The organism is Arthrobacter sp. AD-310 (assembly GCF_054656615.1).
On the sequence record NZ_BAAHNO010000040.1, the window covers coordinates 14,459 to 33,171 of the forward strand.

Sequence of the window (18,713 nt, forward strand, 5' to 3'; positions counted from 1 at the left end):
TCAAAGGTTACTGCCGGGCCACGGCGGTGTTTCCCTGTGGCTTAGACGCGGCCCAGGGCGTCGATGTCCTCGAGGAAGTCCTGGTGCACTTCCGCGCTGACGGTGGTCCGGGTCTCGGCGATCGCGTCCAGGTAGTCCTGGGTGGACGGGCCCTTCCGCACCGCCTCGCGGACCGATGGCTGCGCTCCGGAGGCCAGCCCGCCGTCGTCGTACACCGCTTTCTCCAGCGCCCGCTGGGACGCGCTCCGGGCAGCGTACTCTATGTCCGCGGGGGAGAAGCCCTCGGTGCGCTCAACCAGGAGTTCGACGTCGACGTCGTCCACCACCGGAGCGGGGATGAAGCGCTGCCACATCGCTTCGCGGGCGTGCCGGTCGGGCAGGCCGATGGGGATGACGTAGTCGAACCGGCCGTGGCGCAGAAACGCTGAGTCAAGGGCGCGGATGAAGTTGGTGGCACAGACCAGCAGCCGGCCTGGTTGTTCGCGGAACGCCGGGATGATTTTGAGGAGCTCGTTGGTGACGCCCTGCAGGGGTGAGGGCGGGTCCCCTGCGCGCTGGGACGCGATTTCCTCCACTTCGTCAATGAAGACGACGGCGTGCTCCAGTTCGGCGATTTCCAGGAACGTTTCGCGCAGCGCCCCGGCCAGCCCCTGCGGGTCGGCTGCGAGGCGGGACGGGAAGACCTCGACGAAGGGCCATTCCAGGCGGGAGGCGATGGCTTTGGCGAAGGTGGTCTTCCCGGTGCCGGGCGGGCCGAAAAGGACGACGGCGCGTGGCGGCACCACGCCAAATTCGTCGGCGAGGTCCGCCTCGGCCAGGGGAAGCACGAGGCGGCGTTCCAGGAGTTCCTTTTCGCGGTGCATGCCGGCGACGTTTTCCCAGAGGTCGCGGGCGAGGACGCGGCCGCCCAGCTGACCGAGCGCGCCGAGTTCCTGCCGCTGGACCGGGATGGTGCGTTCGAAGTAGCGGAGGTTTTTCTTGAGGGCGAAGCCGCGGCCCAGGAACGCCTCCACGCGGGTTTCGGATTCGGGCATCAGGGCGGAGAGCTTGTTGAGCCCGTGCGGCGCCATGCGGTTTTCGACGGCGGCGAGCAGCGAGGTGCCGATGCCGCGGCCGCGGTACTCGGGAAGGGTGGCGAGGAAGACGATCCAGCCCTGGTCGTGCGCGGCGCGGCCGACGGCGGCGCCCACCACCTGTTCACCCTGGACGGCGACGACTGCGTGGTCCTTCTCGCAGGACGCGAGTACCTCGGAGAGGGCGTAGACGGGCTCCACGTTGTGGGCCTTGAGTGTTTCCCACAGGTGCAGGATCCCGTCCAGGTCCGCCGAGTGGAAGTCCCTGATCCGCCAGTTGGTCATGCTGTTCCTCCCGGGTTCGTCGTTGAACTGCGCTGTGCCCGTTGAGCTGCGCTGTGCCCGTTGCACTGCGTTGGTGCTGACCGCAGCGGCACGGTGACTGCACTCGAAGCATAAGGGATCGTTGGACTCCGGCAGGTTGCGGGTCCGTTGCATGACGGGCGCGGGCATTCCGTGGCGGATTCAGATCCCCAGGGAATCCAGCGACGCCCGCAGGGTGTCGGCGGAGTGATGCAGGGCAGCCAGTTCACCATCGTCCATCGGGGTTTCAAGGACGGAATGGACGCCGCCGCGCCCCACCACGCTGGGCAGTGAGAGCGCCACGCCCTCGATTCCGTATTGGCCAGCCAGGACGGTGGAAACGGGAAGCACCGCGTTTTCATCCCGGAGCAGGGCTTCCACGATGCGGGCACCGGACAGGCCGATGGCGTAGTTCGTGGCTCCCTTTCCGGCGATGACTTTGTAGGCCGCCCGCGTCACCTCCGTGGCGGTCTCCGCGAGGTCTTTGGGGGTGAAGACCCGCTCGCCGTCCACCTTCCAGTCGGCCACCGGGATGGGGCCGATGGTGGCGCTGGACCACAGGGGAAACTCGGTGTCGCCGTGTTCGCCCACCATGCTGGCGTGGACGCTGGCCACCGCAACCCCGGCCCGGCGTGCCAGCAGCCAGCGCAGCCGGGACGTGTCCAGGACGGTGCCGGAAGAGAAGACGCGGCCGGCCGGAAGCCCGGAAATCTGCTGTGCAGCGACGGTCAGCACGTCACACGGGTTGGTCACCAGGACGTACACGGCCTCCGGGGCGCGCTGGAGCAGTTGCGGCATTAGTTGTTCGAGGATTCGGACGTTGGTGCCGGCAAGGTCAAGGCGGGTCTGTCCGGGTGCCTGCTTGGCGCCGGCAGTAATGACGACGACGTCCGCGCCCTCGGTCGCCGCGATGTCACCTCCGCCGGTGACGGACGCTGCCCCGGCGGCAAACTGGGTCCCATGGGCCAGGTCGAGGACTTCGGCTTCGGCCTTTGCGGCATTGACGTCGAACAGGGCGATGCTGGTGGCCGATCCGCGGATCATGGCCGCGTACGCCAGGGAAGTTCCCACGCTTCCCGCCCCGACAATGGCCAGCCTGGTTGTGGACATCGGAACCTCGCCTTCCCGGGCCTGGAGCCAGGACCCGCTGTCTGGATCAGGGTAGGCGGGGCCGTTGAGAGTCCCCTGCCCGAGGAGTAGCGTGTGAGCCACCTCACCCGCACCCCTTCAGGAGCAACCATGCCACATCTGGGACGCCGGCTAGGAGCCGTTACGGCTGCGCTGGCGATGAGCGTGACCACCGGGGCAATTATGAGCCCTGCCTCTGCGCACAAAACTGACAGTCAGTACCAAACCGCCAAGGAACCTGTCGCCGAAGGACGCGGCGGTGCAGTCAGCACGGTCGACCCGGAAGCATCCGCGGCCGCCATCGAAATACTAAGCAAGGGCGGAAACGCTGTTGATGCCGCCGTCGCGGCCGCAGCCACCCTGGGCGTCACCGAGCCCTACAGTGCAGGCATAGGGGGCGGCGGCTACTTTGTGTACTACGACGCGAAGAGCGGAGAGGTCAACACCATCGATGGCCGCGAAACCGCGCCTGCGGCCATGCCCACGAATGCGTTTATCGATCCCGCCACCGGTAAGCCCTACAGGTTCACGCCTGAACTGGTGACCAGCGGAGTGTCAGTTGGTGTCCCGGGTACTCCCGCCACCTGGGAGCGGGCGCTGGAGAGATGGGGAAAGTTCAGCCTGGAGAAAGCCCTCGAGCCGGCTATCGAGGTGGCCGAGCGGGGCTTCGTGGTCGACGAAACCTTCCGCCAGCAGACCGATGACAACGACGAGCGTTTCAGGGCATTCCCGGCCACCACTGAACTTTTCCTCCCGGGCGGTCAACTTCCTGTTGTTGGCTCGATACTGAAGAACCAGGACCTCGCTGACACCTACCGGCTGCTGGCCGAGGAGGGAACAGCAGCGTTTTACAAGGGGCCGCTTGCCGAGGAGATTGCCAAAACGGTACAGAATCCGCCGAAGGACCCAGCCACGGCGCTTCCCGTTCCCAAGGGCTTCATGACAACGCAGGACCTTGCAAAGTACCGGGCCATTGACCAGGACCCCACGCACGTGAACTACCGCGGCTACGATGTGTACGGCATGGCCCCCTCCAGCAGTGGAGGCACCACCGTGGGTGAGGCGTTGAACATCCTCGAGACGTTCGACCTGCCGGCGGTCGGAAAGACGGACCGGGCCGCTGCCCTCCACCACTACCTGGAAGCTACTGCCCTGGCTTTTGCCGACCGCGGAAAGTACGTGGGCGATCCGGCCTACGTCACGGTTCCCACCAACGCACTCCTTGACGAGGTCTTCGGCAAGGAGCGGGCTTGTGCAATCGATCCGACAATCGCCGCGACCAAGCCTGTTCCCGCCGGTGACGTCACCTCCTACGACGGCGTCTGCCCGGTCAAACCGGCAGCGCTCGCCTCTGACGCGGATACGGAGAACATTTCCACCACCAACCTCACTGTCTCGGACAAGTGGGGCAACGTGGTGGAGTACACGCTCACCATCGAGCAGACCGGCGGATCAGGCATCACAGTTCCCGGCCGCGGCTTCATCCTCAATAACGAGCTCACCGATTTCAGCACCGTTTACGACGAGGCCGACCCGAACCGCATCCAGCCCGGCAAGAGGCCGCGCTCGTCGATGTCGCCCACGATCGTACTCAAGGACGGCGAGCCCTTCCTGGCACTCGGCTCTCCGGGCGGTTCGACCATCATCACCACCGTCCTGCAGACCCTGGTCAACCGGATCGATTTCGGCATGAGCATCGAGGATGCCTTGGCCGCACCGCGGGCCACACAGCGGAATACGGCGAACGTGACGGCTGAACCGGCATTCATTGACCAGTACGGAACCGACCTTACGTCCCGGTTTGGACACAAGCTGGTGCCGGCGGGCGACGCTTTCACCTCAGCCGCTGAAATCGGCGCCGCCACGGCCATCGAGTTCGACCCCGACGGAAGAACCGTGACGGCTGTTGCCGAACCGGTCAGGCGCGGCGGCGGATCCGCAATGGTCATCCGGCCGTCGCGTTAGGCTCCCGGCCGGACCATAAATACCGACGGCGGCACCCCGGGGTTCCTGAACCAGGGAACCGGGGTGCCGCCGTCGGGCGTTTGGCGCGCTTTACTTCTTGAAGGTTGCCGCCGGAGGATTGGCGACCACCGGCGAGATTCCGGTGTAGCCTTCCCGCGTGGCAGCGATCTCGTGGATCCGCTTGCGGCAGGCGAACCAGCCGAAGACCATCAGGACGGAGGCGATCACGGTGACCAGCATGGTGAGCGGGGAATCGATGAAGACCATCACCAGGACGCCCACCAGGAAGAGCAGGGACAGGTAGCCGGTGAACGGGGCGCCGAACATCCGGAACGACGGCCGCTCGACCCAGCCCTTGTCCGCCCAGCGCTTGAGCTGGATCTGGCACAGGACAATCGTGGCCCAGGTCATGATGATGCCCACTGAGGCGATGTTCAGGACGATCTCGAACGCTTCGGCCGGGACCAGGTAGTTCAGCGGGACGCCCAGCAGGGAAACAGCGGCGGTAATGGCGATGCCGCCGTAGGGGACACCTGCCTTGTTCATTCGTGCCGCGTACTGCGGGGCGGATCCGTTCACGGCCATGGAGCGCAGGATGCGGCCGGTGGAGTACAGGCCGGCGTTCAGCGAGGACAGGGCGGCGGTCAGCACCACCAGGTTCATGATGACGTCGACGCCCTGGACGCCGATGGAGCCGAAGAACGTCACGAACGGGCTGACGCCCTTCTGGTAGGACGTGTAGGGCAGGAGCAGGGCCAGCAGGATCACCGAGCCGACGTAGAACACGGCGATGCGGAAGACCACGGAGTTGATGGCCTTGGGCATGATCTTCTCGGGGTTCTCGGTTTCACCGGCAGCGGTGCCGACGAGTTCGATCGACGCGTAGGCGAACAGGACGCCCTGCATCAGGATGATCATGGGCAGCAGGCCGTTGGGGAAGATGCCGCCGTTGTCCGTGATGAGGCTGAAGCCGACTTCCTGGCCGTCCACGGGGGTACCGAAGATGACGAAGTAGGTTCCGACGATGAGGAATGCGACCAGCGCGGCAACCTTGATGAGGGCGAACCAGAATTCGAGCTCGCCGAAGACCTTCACGGAGACCAGGTTGAGGCTCAGGACCACCACGAGGGCGATCAGGGCCCAGAGCCATTGCGGAACGTCGGCCATCCAGGGGATGTAGTTGCCGAAGAAGTTCATGTAGAGGGCTGCGGCCGTGATGTCCACGATGGTGGTGGTGGCCCAGTTGATCCAGTAGAACCAGCCGGAGACGAAGGCGGCTTTTTCGCCGAAGAACTCGCGGGCGTAGGAGACGAACGAGCCGGAGGACGGGCGGTGGAGGACCAGTTCGCCCAGGGCGCGGAGGATCAGGAACGCGAAGAAACCGCAGACCGCGTACGCGATAACCAGTGACGGTCCTGCGGCGTTCAGGCGTCCGCCTGCGCCGAGGAACAGGCCGGTGCCGATCGCGCCGCCGATGGCGATCATCTGGATCTGCCGCGGCTTCAGGTTCTTGTGGTAGCCCTTGTCCTCGGCGTGCAGCGCCGTCTCCGAAGCGTGCGCGTGGCCGCCGTCGATGATGTGGTCGGGGAGTGGTGACTGAGTCATGGGGTGTCCTTGGGGGATTGTTACTTGCTCAGGTTGGCGAGGCGTTCGGGGCTCAGCAGTTCCTCCAGTTGGGTGGAGGTGAGGAGCCCGTGCTCGAGGACGAGTTCGGCCACGCCCTTGCCGGTGGCCAGGGCTTCCTTGGCGATAGCGGTGGCAGTGGCGTAGCCCAGGTGGGGGTTGAGTGCGGTGACCAGGCCGATGGACTGCTCCACGGTGACGCGGAGGTGTTCAGTGTTGGCGGTGATCCCGCGGATGCAGCGGGCGGTGAGGGTCCGGCAGGCTGCTTCGAGGTGGGAGATGCTCTTGTGGAGGCTGTGGACAATGACGGGTTCGAAGGCGTTGAGCTGGAGTTGCCCGGCTTCGGCGGCCATGGTGATGGTGACGTCGTTGCCGATGACTTCGTAGGCCACCTGCGAGACTACTTCCGGGATCACCGGGTTGATCTTGCCGGGCATGATGGAGGAGCCGGACTGTACGGCCGGCAGGTTGATTTCGCCCAGGCCGGCGCGGGGGCCGGAGGACAGCAGGCGAAGGTCGTTGCAGATCTTGGACAGCTTGACGGCCACGCGCTTGAGCACGCCGGAGAGGTGCACGAACGCGCCCACGTCCTGGGTCGCCTCGATGAGGTCGACGGCGGTGACCAGGGGCAGGCCGGTGACCTCGGCCAGGTGCCGGCAGGCTGCGTCGGCGTAGCCGGCGGGGGCGTTCAGGCCTGTCCCGATGGCGGTGGCGCCCAGGTTGATTTCGTGGATCAGGAGTTCGGCTTCGGCCAGCCGGAGCCGGTCTTCGCCGATCGTGATGGCGTAGGTGCCGAATTCCTGGCCGAGGGTCATGGGGACGGCGTCCTGCAGCTGCGTCCGGCCCATTTTCACGACCGTGCGGAACTCCAGGGCCTTCTCCGCGCAGGCTTCTTCGAGTTCGGCCAGGGCGTCCAGGAGTTCCCGGGCGGCGAAGATGGTGCCCAGCTTCACGGCGGTGGGGTAGACGTCGTTGGTGGACTGGCTGAGGTTGACGTGGTCGTTGGGGTGCAGCCGGGCGTAGTCGCCTTTGGGGTGACCGAGGATTTCCAGGGCGCGGTTGGCGATGACCTCGTTGGCGTTCATGTTGGAGGACGTTCCGGCGCCGCCCTGGATGACGTCCACCACGAACTGGTCCGCGAGCCGGCCGTCCAGGATGTCGCGGCAGGCCTGTTCAATGGCGTCGGCGCGTTCAGCGTCCAGCAGGCCGAGTTCCCGGTTGGTCCTGGCCGCTGCAAGCTTTACGGCGGCGAGGCCGCGGACCAGGTGCATGTTGGAGGAGAGTTTCTGCCCCGTGATGGGGAAGTTCTCCACAGCGCGCAGGGTGTGCACGCCCCAGTACGCGCCGGCGGGGACGTCGCGGTCGCCGAGCAGGTCGTGCTCGGACCGGACATCCGTGGTGGTTGCGGTGGTGGTCATGGGGTCCTTACGTGGCGTCGTTGTCGGGTTCGGACAGGGTTAGGGAGGAAGCGTGTTAGTTCAGGAAGTCGGTGGCCTGCAGCAGGCCTACCTGGTGGCCGCCGCCCAGGACGGGTGCGGTGGCGATGGAGGCGAGCGGCGCGGGGTCCACACCCAGCGCCTCCAGCAGCCGTACCGTGGCGGGCATCCGGGCGCGGTCGCCGCCGTCGGAAATCTTCACGGCCACGGCGCTGCCGTCCGCGAGGCCCACAAGCTGCACGCCCTCGAAGCCATCCTTGGCCACGGCACCGGGGAGCCGCCGGATGAGTTCGGTAACGTCCCGCCCCTCACCTGCCACCATGTTCGGGTGGTGCTGGATGGCGAGGCCGACGGCGGCTTCCGCGCTTGCGTCGTCGAGCGCAGCCGCGCGGGCGATGCGGCCGAAGGCGCGCGCCATGCCGTGCAGGGTCAGCGCGAACAAGGGAGTGCCGCACCCGTCGGTGCTTACTGCCGTTGGTTCTTCGCCGGTCAGTCCGGTGATGGTGTCGCGGGCCAGCTGCTGCAGCGGGTGTTCCGGGTGCAGGTAGCCCCGGACCGGCCAGCCGTTGATGACGCACGTCGCGGCCATGGCGGCGTGCTTGCCGGAGCAGTTCTGGGTCAGCTGGGTGGTGCTTCCCCCGCCGCGGAGCCAGTCCTCGCGTTCGCTGGTGCCGTAGGGGAGATCAGTGCTGTTTTCCAGGTCGGTGATGCTCAGGCCGTGCAGTTCAAGGATGCGCAGGGCTCCGTCGCGGTGTTCCGTTGCACCGGAGTGGCTGGCGGCGGCCAGGGCCAGGAGGTCCGCCGGCAGCTCAAGGCCGGCCCGCACCATGGCTACGGCCTGCAGTGGCTTGAGCGAGGAACGCGGGTAGAACGGTGCGTCCGGGTCGCCTGCCGTTGCCACGGGTGTGCCGTCCGCGTCCAGGGCAACCGCGGAGCCGTAGTGGATACTCTCCACCAGGCCGTCGCGGACGGCGGCGACCAGGGGAGTGTGCTGCGGCAGGCTTTGTGGGGCCGGGGCAGCAGTGCGGGCAGCAGAAAACGCAGGGGAGTGCATGGGGTCCTTGAAGGGGTGGTTGCTTGTTAGTTGTTCAGGATCGAATCGAGGGCCTGGCCCACGGCGTCCAGGTGCGAGGCCATGGCGTCACGGGCAGCTTCCGCGGAACCTGCCTCGATGGCTGCGAGGATCCGCTGGTGTTCAATGTCGGATGCGTGCTGCCGGTCGGCCACCATGTTCAGGGTTTCGGACTGGTGGGCGAGGGCGTCGCGGATGTCCGCCACCACGCTGGCGAACACTTTGTTGCCGCTGGCGCGGGCTATGGCCGCGTGGAAGCTGGAGTCCAGGGTGACCCAGGCTTCGGGATCGTTCTCCTCGGCCATTGATGCGACAAGCTGGCGAAGGGTCTCGAGTTCTTCGGCTGTGCGGCGTTCGGCGGCGAGGCCGGCGGCCGGGACCTCGATGTGCGGACGGGCCTCGGTCAGGTCCCGCGCGGAGTACTGGCCGAGGGTGAGGTCGTTGGCCACCTTGTCGGCAACCACGAACGTGCCCTTGCCCGTCTTCGTGACTGTCAGGCCCAGGGCGGTGCAGGAGCGGAGGGCTTCCCGGATCACGGAGCGGCTGACGCCGTAATTTTGCGCCAGTGCGGCCTCCGAGTTGAGCTTGCTGCCCACCGGGAATACACCGGACTCAATGTCGCCGCGGATGGCGTTGAAGACCGCCTCTGCGGCGCTAAGCCGTGCTAGGGGGACCACAGGCGGTCCTGCTGTCCGGCTGTCTGACAGGTTCACGCTTTAAATATGGCACCGGTCACAACGTGTGTCAATCGCGGACCGCCCACCCGTAGCCTCAGGCGCATAAATCGGAACGAACGTGTCGCTTCTGCTCTTCCTTGCGCGGATGGAGTGCGAGTAGGCTGACCCATATGAAGAACCGGCACGATCGTACCTGCGCGCAGCGTTGACGATGTCTTTCACGGCTGTGCTTGCGGGCGAGATCCGGGCGAGGAGAAGGGGGCTTCGGCTGACCCAGCGGGACCTCGCTGACATGGCAGGGGTTTCCGAGCGCTTTGTCCGCTTCGTCGAGCAGGGAAAGCCGAGCGTGCAGCTGGACTCACTCCTTGCGGTGTTGGAAACCCTCGGCCTGGAGCTTCAGGTTGCCACCCGACGGCGCGGTGGTGTTACCCAGGAGAGCCAGCCATGAGGCACCGCGTCGCGGACATCTACAAGGCGGGTGTCCTCGCTGCCCGGCTGGAGCGGCACGGCGGCGGAACCCGCTTCACCTACCTGCCGGCCTATCTCCAGAGCGGGGGACCCGCCGTCGCAACTTCCCTGCCGCTGACCGCCGAGCCAGTGCTCTCGGCCGCCGGAGCCGCTCCGCCCTACTTCACGGGCCTGCTCCCGGAGGGCCGCCGGCTCAATGCGCTGCGGCGGTCGATCAAAACCAGCGCCGATGACGACCTATCGCTGCTCATCGCCGCGGGTGGGAACCCTGTGGGCGACGTGCAGATTGTGGGCCATGGCGAACCACTGGACCCGGACGAGCACGCCGTCCGGCTGGACCCGAAACTGCCTGTCGACTTCGACCAGCTGCTGGGAGACCCGGACCTGATCGACCCGGTGGCGCTCGCCGGCGTCCAGGACAAGCTGTCCGCCGGAATGATCAGCCTCCCGGTGGCAAGCACGGGGAAACGGTTCATCCTGAAGCTCAACGCCCCGGAGTTCCCGCACGTGGTGGAGAACGAACTGGTGATGTTCCGGTACGCCGCGAAGCTGAGGATCCCGCTCAGCCGGGTGCGGATGATCCGTGATGTCTCCGGCCGTCCCGGCCTGCTGGTGGAGCGCTTCGACCGCGTCCCGGCACCGGGTGGCGGACCGGACGATGTGCTGCGCCTCGCTGTCGAGGACGGGGCCCAGGTGCTCAAGCTCTATCCGGCGGACAAGTACAACGTGTCGTACGGCCAGGTCTGCCACGCGCTCGCTCACCACTGCTCCGCGCCCCTGCCGGCCTTGCGGAACCTGGCCATCCAGGGAGCCTTCGCCTGGTTGACCGGCAACGGCGACCTCCACGCCAAGAACGTCTCCATGGTCCGGCAGCCGCACGGCGAATGGGTCATCGCCCCGGTTTACGACATCCCCTCCACAGTGGTCTATGGCGACAAGACCCTCGCCCTGACCATGGGAGGCAAACGCACGGGCATCTCCCGCCGCCACTTCCTGGGCTGGGCAACGGAGCTCGGGTTGCCGGACCGCGCCGCCCTCAAGGTACTCGAACTGGCGCTCAACGCGTCCGGACCGCTGATCGCCGACCTTGAGGCTGGAGCGGCCTTCGCCGTCGTGAACGGGCAGAAAGGGAACGGCGACGGCGGCGCACCCTTCCCGGACATGGTCACCCGGGCGTGGGTCAAGGAGCTGAAGCACCGCCGCCGGCTGCTGGAAGGGTAAGCCCGTCAGCGGCGTCCATACCAGCGGAGGACACGAAGGGCGCGCAGCGTGTTCCAGCGGCTGGGTTTTCCGTCGCCGTCCTCGAGCGGGAAATGGACCTTCCCGGCGTGGGTGTTTTCCAGGAGCCATGCGCCGTCCGGTTGCTGCTTTGACCGGACCACCTCCACTGCCTCGCCGAGGCGCGGGTCCGGGCCGATGCCGTCGGCGCGGAAGTAGTCCAGGCCGCGGAGGACGTCATAATACCAGCGGGTCGGATACGAGAAGCGCAGCCAGTCTTCACTGATGAGGTCGCCGGTAGATTGACGCCGCAGCAGTTTCCGATCCAGGAGGTACTCCCCGCCGGCCCTCCGGGCAGCCCGGGATGCTGGCGTCCCACCGGTGGCCTGCTCGTATTCGAGCAGGCCTTCCAGGACGCAGATGGTGCTGTGGAATGACGACCGCGTGGAGCCCCGTTCCGCTTCGCAGTTCCAGCCGCCATCGTCCAGCTGGTCCCCGACCAGCCGCCCCCAGCCTGTTGTGGCAACGCGGCTTCGCTCGGTGGCGATGTCACCGGCAGAAGCATCGGTGAGGTCACGCAGGACCTGCCACCGGATGGCAGGGTCGCCTTGGAGGAGCCAGCCGATCACGTCCCGCACTGCGTCAGAGATGCTGGATGCCTGCCCGCTGCATCGCGTCCTTGTAGACCTCCACGTTTTTGGCCAAAAGTTCTTCCTGTTTCGCTTCCGATACGGCGAAGGCGCGGCCGCCGAGTGCAGTGGCTTTGTAGACCTTGATGCCGGCGTCCTTCAGCGGCGAATGGTAGGTCTTCTCGTAGAGGGTGAGGAACGTGGAGGCGTCCGTTCCGTGCGCGATGATGGCTGAGACGCGGGAGTTGATCTTCAGGAACTGGCGGAAGGGGCGCAGCCCGTCCGTCTTTTCCTGCACGCTCAGGGCCGACGGGCTACCGGGCTCCCGCACCCAGGGGTAGGCGTTCCACGGCATCACGTAACGGGGGTCAAGTTCGGCCAGTTCGTAGATCTGGGTGGCCCGCCGCGCGGCCTCATCATCATTGTTGTGGGAGACGAATCCTGACTCCGTCCCCTTGCCCGGGCTGCCCTGGAGGGTGACGATCCTGCATTCATCTTCGTCGTGCACTGGATCGATGTAGGGGACGATCGAGCCGGGCTTCTTTTCCATAAGTTCGTCGCAAAGCTGGGTCACCTTCGCGATATTCGGTTCCTGTAGCAGGGCCTTTTTTTCGTCCCAATCAATCGTCACGATGTCTCCCTAAGCAGCACGGCGTCCAGAGTCAGGCGTCTTAAGCCACTTTACGCTTTCGGTCCTGAGGGTGGGCACGGGAATTTGTGCGCTGTCCGGGAAATCCTGGCGCGGGATCCTACGGGCCGGCCCACCCGCCGTCGCACGTCACGCGCCCGGCCACCAGCGTGGCCGCGACCGGCATGCCGGCCAGCCCGGCATCGGGAACCGAGAGCGGATCGGCGTCCAGCAGCACCAGATCGGCCGGGCCGCCCTCAAGGACCACGCCGCGCCTGCGGCTGGAGGCAGCCAACGCCTGCTCCCGCGTAATGGCTTCCTGGGGCTGCCACGGTTCCCGCCCGTCAAAGGCCGACCGTGTGGTGGCCGCCGATATCGCGGCCCATGGATCCAGCGGAGCCACCGGCGCGTCCGAGCCCAAAGCCAGTGACGCTCCCGCGTCCAGCAGCGAACGCAGCGGGAACGCGCGCTCCGTCCGCCCCGCCCAGTTGGCGTCGGCGGCGTCCCGGTCGTCCAGCGCGTGCACCGGCTGTACGCTGGCCACCACGCCCAGGCGCCCGAAGCGGGCAAGGTCCTCCCGCCGGACAAACTGCGCGTGCTCGATCCGGCCGCCGCTCCCGGACCATTCAAAGGCATCCAGGGCCACCTGGTTCGCGGCGTCGCCAATGGCGTGCACTGCGGGGAGGAAACCGGTGTCCGCTGCCCGCCTCAGAAGGGCGCGCAACTCGTCCACGGGAACGGTTAGCAGCCCGTGCCCGCCAAACGGGTAGGGGTCCACACAGTAGGCGGTCCGGGTGTTCAACGACCCATCGATCAGCACCTTCAGCGGACCGACGCGCAGCAGGCCGCCGCTCCCGGCAATGTCCAGGCCCGTCCGCATTCCGTCCGCAACCGCGCGGTCCAGGTCCTGCGGGTAGACGCCCGCCTCCACCCGCAGCGCATCGAAGCCGCCGGCCATCCGGCGCAGCCACGGGTCGCGGTTCCACGTCATCTCGAAATCCACCACGCCCACCACGCCACGGGCGGCCGCAGCCCGGGCAGCGGCGTCCACCCAGCCGTCCACAAGCTCATCCGGCAGCCGGCCCAGGTCGCGTGTCAGGCGGAACGCGGGCTCTTCCCGCAGCAGCCCCGACGCCGCTACCTCCAGCCCGAACCGCCGCGCGGCCGCGGTGTTCACCCAAACACAGTGCAGATCGTGGCTGATCAGGGCGGTTGGCCGGCCGCCGGTCGCGGCATCCAGCAGGGCCAGCGACGGCGCATCCGGCCAAAGCGCGTCGCGGAACCCCACGCCCACGGCCGTCAGCGGGGCACCGTCGTCACCGTCACGGAACCGACCGATAAAACGTCCGACGGCGGCGGCAGCCGCGCGGGCGGTCGTTGCCGCAGAGAGGTCAAGCCTGTTCGCGTGCATGGCCCACTGCGTCATATGGACATGCTCATCCCACAACCCGGGAATGAGGTACCTGCCGCCGCAGTCGATGGTGCGGACCTGCCGGGAACCGTCAACGGGGGTCCCCGCAGGGCAGATGCCGGCGATGGACCCGTAGCGGACGTGGACATCCAGCAGGGAATGCGACCCCGGCCTGAGTACGGATGCCAGGACCAGGTCCGTACCGGCGCCTGTCACGCCGGGCCCCGGAGCCGCTCCATTTCGCGGCGGTCCTTCTTGGTGGGCCGCCCCGCGCCCCTGTCGCGCTGCGGCAGGCCGAGCGCCGGCGCGAGAGGGCGCGGCGGCGTGTGGTCCGTGAAACAGTGCGAGGCGGCCTCGGCACCGACACGCTTTGCAATCAGCCGGCGGACTTCAAGGATCCGTTCGTAGCCGGGCATCCGGACCGTCACGGTATCGCCCGTCACGAGCGTGGCGGAGGCCTTGGACGGGCTGCCGTTCAACCGGACATGCCCGGCGCGGCAAGCGGCAGTCGCCGCGGAACGGGTCTTGTAGGCGCGGATCGACCACAGCCATGCATCGATGCGGACACTGGCGGGGGCGGAAGGAAGGCTGGTCATGATTGGCACCGAGTATAGCCCCGGCGCCTTCGTAACCAGCCCTGGCCTACTCCACAGTGACGCTGATCCGCTGCACCATGTTGTTGCCCATCCCCTGGTAGTTCCAGTTCTGCTCCAGGGGCTGGACCGCCCCGGTGGCATCGGTGGCGCGGCAGGACAGCACGTGCCCGCCCGGCTCGGCGATCCACGGCAGTGTCCACTTCCGCCACGCGTATCCACCCACCGGCTTTTCCAGCTGTGCCGGCAGCCAGGTGCCGTCAATCCCGACCTCGACCCCTGTCACGGCACCCTCGCCGGACCAGGCCCGCCCCTGCAGCAGGACGGGGCCGGGACCGAGGATCCGTTTCCGGGTGAAGAAGTCCGGGACGCCCGGCGGAACCATCAGCGAACGCACCCTGATCCGTGAAACAGGCGTGCCGGCGTCGTCCGCTGACTGCTGGTAGCGGTAGGCGACCTGCTGCTGGAACCCGGTGAACGGCGAGGTGACCACTTCAATGGATTTCAGCCACTTCACGCTGGCCATGCCGTACCAGCCGGGAACCACCAGCCGGAGCGGGTAGCCATGCTGGGGCGGCAATTCGGCGCCGTTCATTTTGTAGGCGAGCACGACGTCGGCACGCAGCGCCTCATGGACCGGCAGGCTGCGTGCGTAATGGTGGGGGACGCCGCCCTGCACCCCGGCGTCTGCACCGGTGAAGACCACCTCGACAGCGTTGTGCAGCACCCCGGCCTTACCGAGCAGGTAGGCCAGGGGAACCCCGGTCCAGTGCGCGGTTCCCACACCTTCCTGGCCCCACGGCTGGCTCATCGGCCGCGGCGAAAGCAGGGAGCGCCCGTTGCCCGCGCACTCCAGCGTGACTGGCACGGTGATGGCCGGATCCCGGCGCAGGGCCGCCATGCTCAGCTCCAGTGCCCGCTCCACGGCCCCGCTGATCCGCAGGTGCCAGGAACCGCCGTCGATATCCGGAATGTCGAAGTGCGTCAGGACGTAATGCAGCCCCGGGGGAGTGACTTCGCGCCGCAGCGCTTCCAGCGGCATCGAGTGGTTCCGGGCTGACAGCTGGAGCTCCTCGCGGGTGAGCGGGCCGGCAGTGGGCCCGCCACCCGGGAGATCCGGCGGATCCGGAGCTTCAGCAGGTGTGGAGGGCAGGTTGTGGTCGATTTGCGTCATGGCGCTGCGATTCTGTGGGACGGGCGGGGTTGTGCTTCCTTGCCTCTGGTTTACGCCCGCCCCGGGCACCCGTCAACGCCAAAAGACCCAAGACAAGCTACAGCACAGGCCGGGTCAGGAACTCCTCGAGGCTGATCGGGTCCTGGCCCGTCAGGCCGTGCACATCCGTCGAGACGCCTGCCATTTCACCTGCAGCTATGGCGGTGTACGTGCTCACCCAGGCGTCGACCTGCCACTTGGGCGCGTTGTAGACGGCCCGTGAGGCATAGGCTTCCTCCACCGTTTCGGCCCGGTAGGTCACGGTCCTGCCGGTCCCCTTGGTGATGATCTCCGCGGCCCGTGCCATGGTGAGTTCTTCGGGGCCGGTCAGGTTGTAAGTCTTGCCCTTGTGGATCGCGGGGTCGCGCAGCACGGCGACGGCGCTGCCTGCGATGTCTTCGCGGGCCACGCCTGAGAACGCGCCGTCGCCGGCAGGACCCTTGATGACACCTTCCTCGTCCGTCATCAGGGGCAGGAAGTCGAGGTAAAAGTTGTCCCGCAGGAAGGTGTACTCCATTCCGGATGCCTTGATGCGTTCCTCCGTGGCGTAGTGGTCCCGGGCCAGGGTGAACGTGGCGTCCGGGGCGGCACTGTAGAAGGAGGTGTACACCACGTGCTGCACCCCGGCCTGGGCCGCGGCGTCCACGAAGGCGTAATGCTGCTGCAGCCGGTCCTCCGCTTCGGCAGCAGAGACCATGAACAGCACCCGGACCCCTTCAAGGGCGCGGCGGGCAGCCTCCGTGTCCCCATAACTGCACACCGCGGTGGCGGCCTGGTCCAGTTCGGGGGCACGGGCCGGGTTCCGGACCAGCAGGCGCTGGGCGAAACCTAAATCGGAAAGCTGCCGGGCCACCATCCCGCCCACGCCGCCGGTTGACCCGGTGACGGCAAGGTCCGGGAGGTCCGCTGCCATCCCTAAGCTTCCCGCTTTGCCGGCGACTTGGTCTGCGCGGGATCCCGCTCCGCGAGCGAACCGATGGCGTCATCGATCCGCTTCAGAACCTCCGGCTCCAGCTTCACGCCGGCGGCGGCCACGCTGTCCGCGATCTGCTCCGGCCGGGAGGCGCCCACAATGGCTGAAGCGACGTTCGGGTTCTGCAGCACCCAGGCCACGGCCAGCTGGGGCATGGACAGGCCCGCTTCTTCGGCCACCGGCTTGAGGTCCTGCACGCCCTTCAGGACGTCGTCGCGCATCCAGCGCTCAATCATCCTGGCGCCGCCCTTTTCGTCCGTGGCGCGGCTGCCCTTCGGTGCAGGCTGGCCCGGCAGGTACTTGCCGCTGAGGACACCCTGGGCCATCGGCGACCAGACGATCTGGGAAACCCCCAGCTCCTCCGATGCGGGCACAACCTCAGCTTCGATGACCCGCCACAGCATCGAGTATTGGGGCTGGTTGGAGATGAGCTGGAAGCCGAGTTCCCTGGACAGGGCATGGCCGGCGCGGAGCTGCTCTGCGGTCCATTCGCTGACGCCGATGTACAACGCCTTACCCTGCCGGACAATGTCCGCGAACGCCTGCATGGTTTCTTCCAGCGGCGTTTCGAAGTCGTAGCGGTGGGCCTGGTAGAGATCGATGTAGTCCGTCTGCAGCCGGCGCAGCGAACCGTTGATGGAATCCATGATGTGCTTGCGGGACAGGCCCAGGTCGTTCTTGCCCTTGGGGCCGGTGGGCCCGTAGACCTTGGTGAAGATTTCGAGGGACTCGCGGCGTTCGCCCTTCAGCGCCTCGCCCAGGACGGTCTCCGCTGCGGTGTTCGCGTAGACGTCGGCGGTGTCAAAGGTGCTGATGCCTGCATCCAGGGCTGCCCGGACACACTGGGTGGCGACGTCGTTTTCCACCTGCGAGCCGTGCGTGAGCCAGTTGCCGAACGTGATTTCGGAGACCTTGAAGCCGCTGTTTCCCAAGTACCTGAATTCCATGGGTTTCACGCTAGCCCAGATGGTTGCTCAGGGTAAGGGCTTTTTCGCGTTTCCCGCGCACCGTTGGACGCGGCCTCTTTGATGACCTGCTGCGGCCCGGTCAGGGAAACAAGCGATCCGGTGTCCAGGGGCGCGAGCCGGGGCGGGTGCGGCGGCGGCTTCTTGAAGGCCCTTGGCACCTCATGCAGGGGCCGCTCGTTATGCAGGGTGGACTCCACCAGGGGCGCCACCTCCACCACTTCGTCGGCGGGCACCTTTGGGTCCGGCAGGTCCCGCACGGAGAGCTTGATCTCGGGCGCGGCTGCGCGTGCCCGCGCGATGGCCCGGGCATCCGCTTCAGCAACCGCGGACGCCCAGTCTTCGGCCAGGACCGGCGGTTCACGCCGGGCCGCCGTCAGCGCCGGGTGGTGTTCGACGGCGCCGCGGACCGCCGATTTCAGGTGTGCGGGCTTCAACGCGGCGCGCCAATCGCGGGCCGGCTTACCGGACAGGCGCCCGGGCAGCCCGGCCTTGGCCGGAGGGGAGGAGCCGGCGGCAGCACCGTCGTCGGGCGCTTCCTGCGCATCGTGCAGCCGGGTTCCGTACAGCTGCACCAGGGGGATGTCCTCCTTGCGGGACCGCCCGCGGAACAGTCCCATGATGACGACGGCGGCCAGGCGGCCTACGCCGGCCAGCACCAGGGTGACGACGCCGAGCAGGAAGAGGATGAAGAACATCAGGACCGCGACGCCCACGGTGCCCAGGAACGTCAGGTTGAGGATGAGCGTATCCGGGTTTTCCACGTCATCTCTCCTCTCCACGGGCGAACCGGCCCGCTCCTGCGCCCCTCTGCTTCCGCCGCAGTTCCGGTTCCACCTTACGGATTTTTGGTGCTCCTTGCCGCCGGCTTAGCCCGCGGGCCGGGGGTTGTAGCAAAGCTGTTATCGGATATGACAGCATCCCGGTATGACAAAGAGTGCGGGGCAGGAGAATTGCGTGTGCCTGTCCGGGGAGCAGTACGCGCAATGCTGCGGCCGGTTCCATTCGGGGGCGGAGGAAGCAGCCACGGCAGAGCAGCTGATGCGGTCCCGGTACAGTGCCTTCGCCCTGCTTAACGCCGGGTACCTCCGCCGCACCTGGCACCCGGACACCGCCCCGAAGGACCTGGAACTGGACCCGGATATGCAATGGCGACGCCTGGACATCCTGTCCACCGGAGCCGGCGGCCCCTTCGATACCGCCGGGACGGTGGAATTCCAGGCCCGCTACCGGCACGGAACCGAACGCGGGGTTCTGCACGAACTCAGCAGGTTTGTCCGGGAAGACGGCCGCTGGTTCTACGTGGATGGCGACGTCCTTTCCTCCTAACGGCGCCAT

General features: G+C 67.1%; 18 protein-coding genes. 4 read left to right on the top strand and 14 right to left on the bottom strand.

What is annotated here, in order from left to right:
* Positions 1-41: 41 nt before the first annotated feature.
* Positions 42-1,358: an ATP-binding protein gene (locus ACYQ1Z_RS19085; RefSeq protein ID WP_459794121.1), complete on the bottom strand. Its 1,317-nt coding sequence runs from the start codon at positions 1,356-1,358 to the stop codon at positions 42-44.
* Between the two features lie 180 nt (positions 1,359-1,538).
* Positions 1,539-2,486 (bottom strand): L-lactate dehydrogenase, encoded by a 948-nt coding sequence (locus ACYQ1Z_RS19090; RefSeq protein WP_459794122.1) that lies wholly within the window; start codon positions 2,484-2,486, stop codon positions 1,539-1,541.
* A gap of 129 nt (positions 2,487-2,615) precedes the next feature.
* Between ACYQ1Z_RS19090 and ggt the strand changes: the two genes are divergently transcribed.
* Entirely contained in the window at positions 2,616-4,469 is a 1,854-nt protein-coding gene (gene ggt, locus ACYQ1Z_RS19095; RefSeq protein WP_459794123.1) for a gamma-glutamyltransferase, read from the top strand.
* A gap of 90 nt (positions 4,470-4,559) precedes the next feature.
* Here ggt and ACYQ1Z_RS19100 read toward each other — a convergent pair whose 3' ends face one another.
* Genes ACYQ1Z_RS19100 through ACYQ1Z_RS19115 form a run of 4 tightly spaced genes read right to left on the bottom strand, consistent with a single transcriptional unit; the run spans position 4,560 to position 9,313 of the window.
* Positions 4,560-6,074, bottom strand: coding sequence for an amino acid permease (locus ACYQ1Z_RS19100; RefSeq protein ID WP_459794124.1), 1,515 nt, complete (start codon positions 6,072-6,074; stop codon positions 4,560-4,562).
* Positions 6,075-6,094: 20 nt separating this feature from the next.
* Entirely contained in the window at positions 6,095-7,510 is a 1,416-nt protein-coding gene (locus ACYQ1Z_RS19105; protein ID WP_459794125.1) for an aspartate ammonia-lyase, read from the bottom strand.
* 55 nt (positions 7,511-7,565) lie between these two features.
* Positions 7,566-8,582 (bottom strand): asparaginase, encoded by a 1,017-nt coding sequence (locus tag ACYQ1Z_RS19110; protein WP_459794126.1) that lies wholly within the window; start codon positions 8,580-8,582, stop codon positions 7,566-7,568.
* 26 nt (positions 8,583-8,608) lie between these two features.
* The gene (locus ACYQ1Z_RS19115) at positions 8,609-9,313 is read right to left on the bottom strand and encodes a FadR/GntR family transcriptional regulator (RefSeq protein WP_459794127.1); all 705 of its coding nucleotides are present in this window, start codon (positions 9,311-9,313) and stop codon (positions 8,609-8,611) included.
* A gap of 175 nt (positions 9,314-9,488) precedes the next feature.
* On the opposite strand from ACYQ1Z_RS19115, the gene ACYQ1Z_RS19120 reads away from it, so the two are divergent.
* Together ACYQ1Z_RS19120 and ACYQ1Z_RS19125 are read left to right on the top strand one after the other, a co-directional pair.
* Positions 9,489-9,725 carry a helix-turn-helix transcriptional regulator gene (locus tag ACYQ1Z_RS19120; protein ID WP_459794128.1) on the top strand — a complete coding sequence of 79 codons (237 nt, stop codon included), beginning with the start codon at positions 9,489-9,491 and terminating at the stop codon, positions 9,723-9,725.
* Positions 9,722-10,966 (top strand): type II toxin-antitoxin system HipA family toxin, encoded by a 1,245-nt coding sequence (locus tag ACYQ1Z_RS19125; RefSeq protein ID WP_459794129.1) that lies wholly within the window; start codon positions 9,722-9,724, stop codon positions 10,964-10,966. Before ACYQ1Z_RS19120 ends, ACYQ1Z_RS19125 begins: the two co-directional genes overlap by 4 nt.
* Positions 10,967-10,971: 5 nt before the next feature.
* Here the strand turns inward: ACYQ1Z_RS19125 and ACYQ1Z_RS19130 are convergent, their stop codons facing one another.
* From ACYQ1Z_RS19130 to ACYQ1Z_RS19165, 8 genes are all read right to left on the bottom strand, one after another.
* A complete protein-coding gene (locus ACYQ1Z_RS19130) occupies positions 10,972-11,601 on the bottom strand; it encodes a hypothetical protein (protein WP_459794130.1) in 630 nt (209 codons plus the stop codon).
* Positions 11,602-11,605: 4 nt separating this feature from the next.
* A complete protein-coding gene (locus ACYQ1Z_RS19135) occupies positions 11,606-12,223 on the bottom strand; it encodes a uracil-DNA glycosylase family protein (RefSeq protein WP_459794131.1) in 618 nt (205 codons plus the stop codon).
* A 118-nt stretch (positions 12,224-12,341) separates the two neighbouring features.
* The gene (locus tag ACYQ1Z_RS19140) at positions 12,342-13,847 is read right to left on the bottom strand and encodes an amidohydrolase (RefSeq protein WP_459794132.1); all 1,506 of its coding nucleotides are present in this window, start codon (positions 13,845-13,847) and stop codon (positions 12,342-12,344) included.
* Entirely contained in the window at positions 13,844-14,227 is a 384-nt protein-coding gene (locus ACYQ1Z_RS19145; RefSeq protein WP_459794133.1) for an RNA-binding S4 domain-containing protein, read from the bottom strand. The genes ACYQ1Z_RS19140 and ACYQ1Z_RS19145 overlap by 4 nt, the downstream gene beginning before the upstream one ends.
* Before the next feature lie 46 nt (positions 14,228-14,273).
* A complete protein-coding gene (locus ACYQ1Z_RS19150) occupies positions 14,274-15,398 on the bottom strand; it encodes a sulfite oxidase (RefSeq protein ID WP_459794134.1) in 1,125 nt (374 codons plus the stop codon).
* Between the two features lie 97 nt (positions 15,399-15,495).
* Positions 15,496-16,350, bottom strand: coding sequence for an SDR family oxidoreductase (locus ACYQ1Z_RS19155; protein ID WP_459794135.1), 855 nt, complete (start codon positions 16,348-16,350; stop codon positions 15,496-15,498).
* A gap of 2 nt (positions 16,351-16,352) precedes the next feature.
* Positions 16,353-17,357 carry an aldo/keto reductase family protein gene (locus ACYQ1Z_RS19160; RefSeq protein ID WP_459794136.1) on the bottom strand — a complete coding sequence of 335 codons (1,005 nt, stop codon included), beginning with the start codon at positions 17,355-17,357 and terminating at the stop codon, positions 16,353-16,355.
* A gap of 5 nt (positions 17,358-17,362) precedes the next feature.
* The gene (locus ACYQ1Z_RS19165; protein ID WP_459794137.1) at positions 17,363-18,139 is read right to left on the bottom strand and encodes a hypothetical protein; all 777 of its coding nucleotides are present in this window, start codon (positions 18,137-18,139) and stop codon (positions 17,363-17,365) included.
* A gap of 163 nt (positions 18,140-18,302) precedes the next feature.
* Here ACYQ1Z_RS19165 and ACYQ1Z_RS19170 point away from each other — a divergent pair, with 163 nt between their 5' ends.
* Entirely contained in the window at positions 18,303-18,704 is a 402-nt protein-coding gene (locus ACYQ1Z_RS19170) for a YchJ family protein (protein ID WP_459794138.1), read from the top strand.
* Positions 18,705-18,713 lie beyond the last annotated feature (9 nt).

Bases quoted from the DNA above. Each gene is read 5' to 3' on its own strand.
- ACYQ1Z_RS19085 (WP_459794121.1), bottom strand. From the start codon at position 1,358: ATGACCAACTGGCGGATCAGGGACTTCCACTCGGCGGACCTGGACGGG.
- ACYQ1Z_RS19090 (WP_459794122.1), bottom strand. From the start codon at position 2,486: ATGTCCACAACCAGGCTGGCCATTGTCGGGGCGGGAAGCGTGGGAACT.
- ggt (WP_459794123.1), top strand. From the start codon at position 2,616: ATGCCACATCTGGGACGCCGGCTAGGAGCCGTTACGGCTGCGCTGGCG.
- ACYQ1Z_RS19100 (WP_459794124.1), bottom strand. From the start codon at position 6,074: ATGACTCAGTCACCACTCCCCGACCACATCATCGACGGCGGCCACGCG.
- ACYQ1Z_RS19105 (WP_459794125.1), bottom strand. From the start codon at position 7,510: ATGACCACCACCGCAACCACCACGGATGTCCGGTCCGAGCACGACCTG.
- ACYQ1Z_RS19110 (WP_459794126.1), bottom strand. From the start codon at position 8,582: ATGCACTCCCCTGCGTTTTCTGCTGCCCGCACTGCTGCCCCGGCCCCA.
- ACYQ1Z_RS19120 (WP_459794128.1), top strand. From the start codon at position 9,489: ATGTCTTTCACGGCTGTGCTTGCGGGCGAGATCCGGGCGAGGAGAAGG.
- ACYQ1Z_RS19125 (WP_459794129.1), top strand. From the start codon at position 9,722: ATGAGGCACCGCGTCGCGGACATCTACAAGGCGGGTGTCCTCGCTGCC.
- ACYQ1Z_RS19145 (WP_459794133.1), bottom strand. From the start codon at position 14,227: ATGACCAGCCTTCCTTCCGCCCCCGCCAGTGTCCGCATCGATGCATGG.
- ACYQ1Z_RS19150 (WP_459794134.1), bottom strand. From the start codon at position 15,398: ATGACGCAAATCGACCACAACCTGCCCTCCACACCTGCTGAAGCTCCG.
- ACYQ1Z_RS19155 (WP_459794135.1), bottom strand. From the start codon at position 16,350: ATGGCAGCGGACCTCCCGGACCTTGCCGTCACCGGGTCAACCGGCGGC.
- ACYQ1Z_RS19160 (WP_459794136.1), bottom strand. From the start codon at position 17,357: ATGGAATTCAGGTACTTGGGAAACAGCGGCTTCAAGGTCTCCGAAATC.
- ACYQ1Z_RS19170 (WP_459794138.1), top strand. From the start codon at position 18,303: ATGACAAAGAGTGCGGGGCAGGAGAATTGCGTGTGCCTGTCCGGGGAG.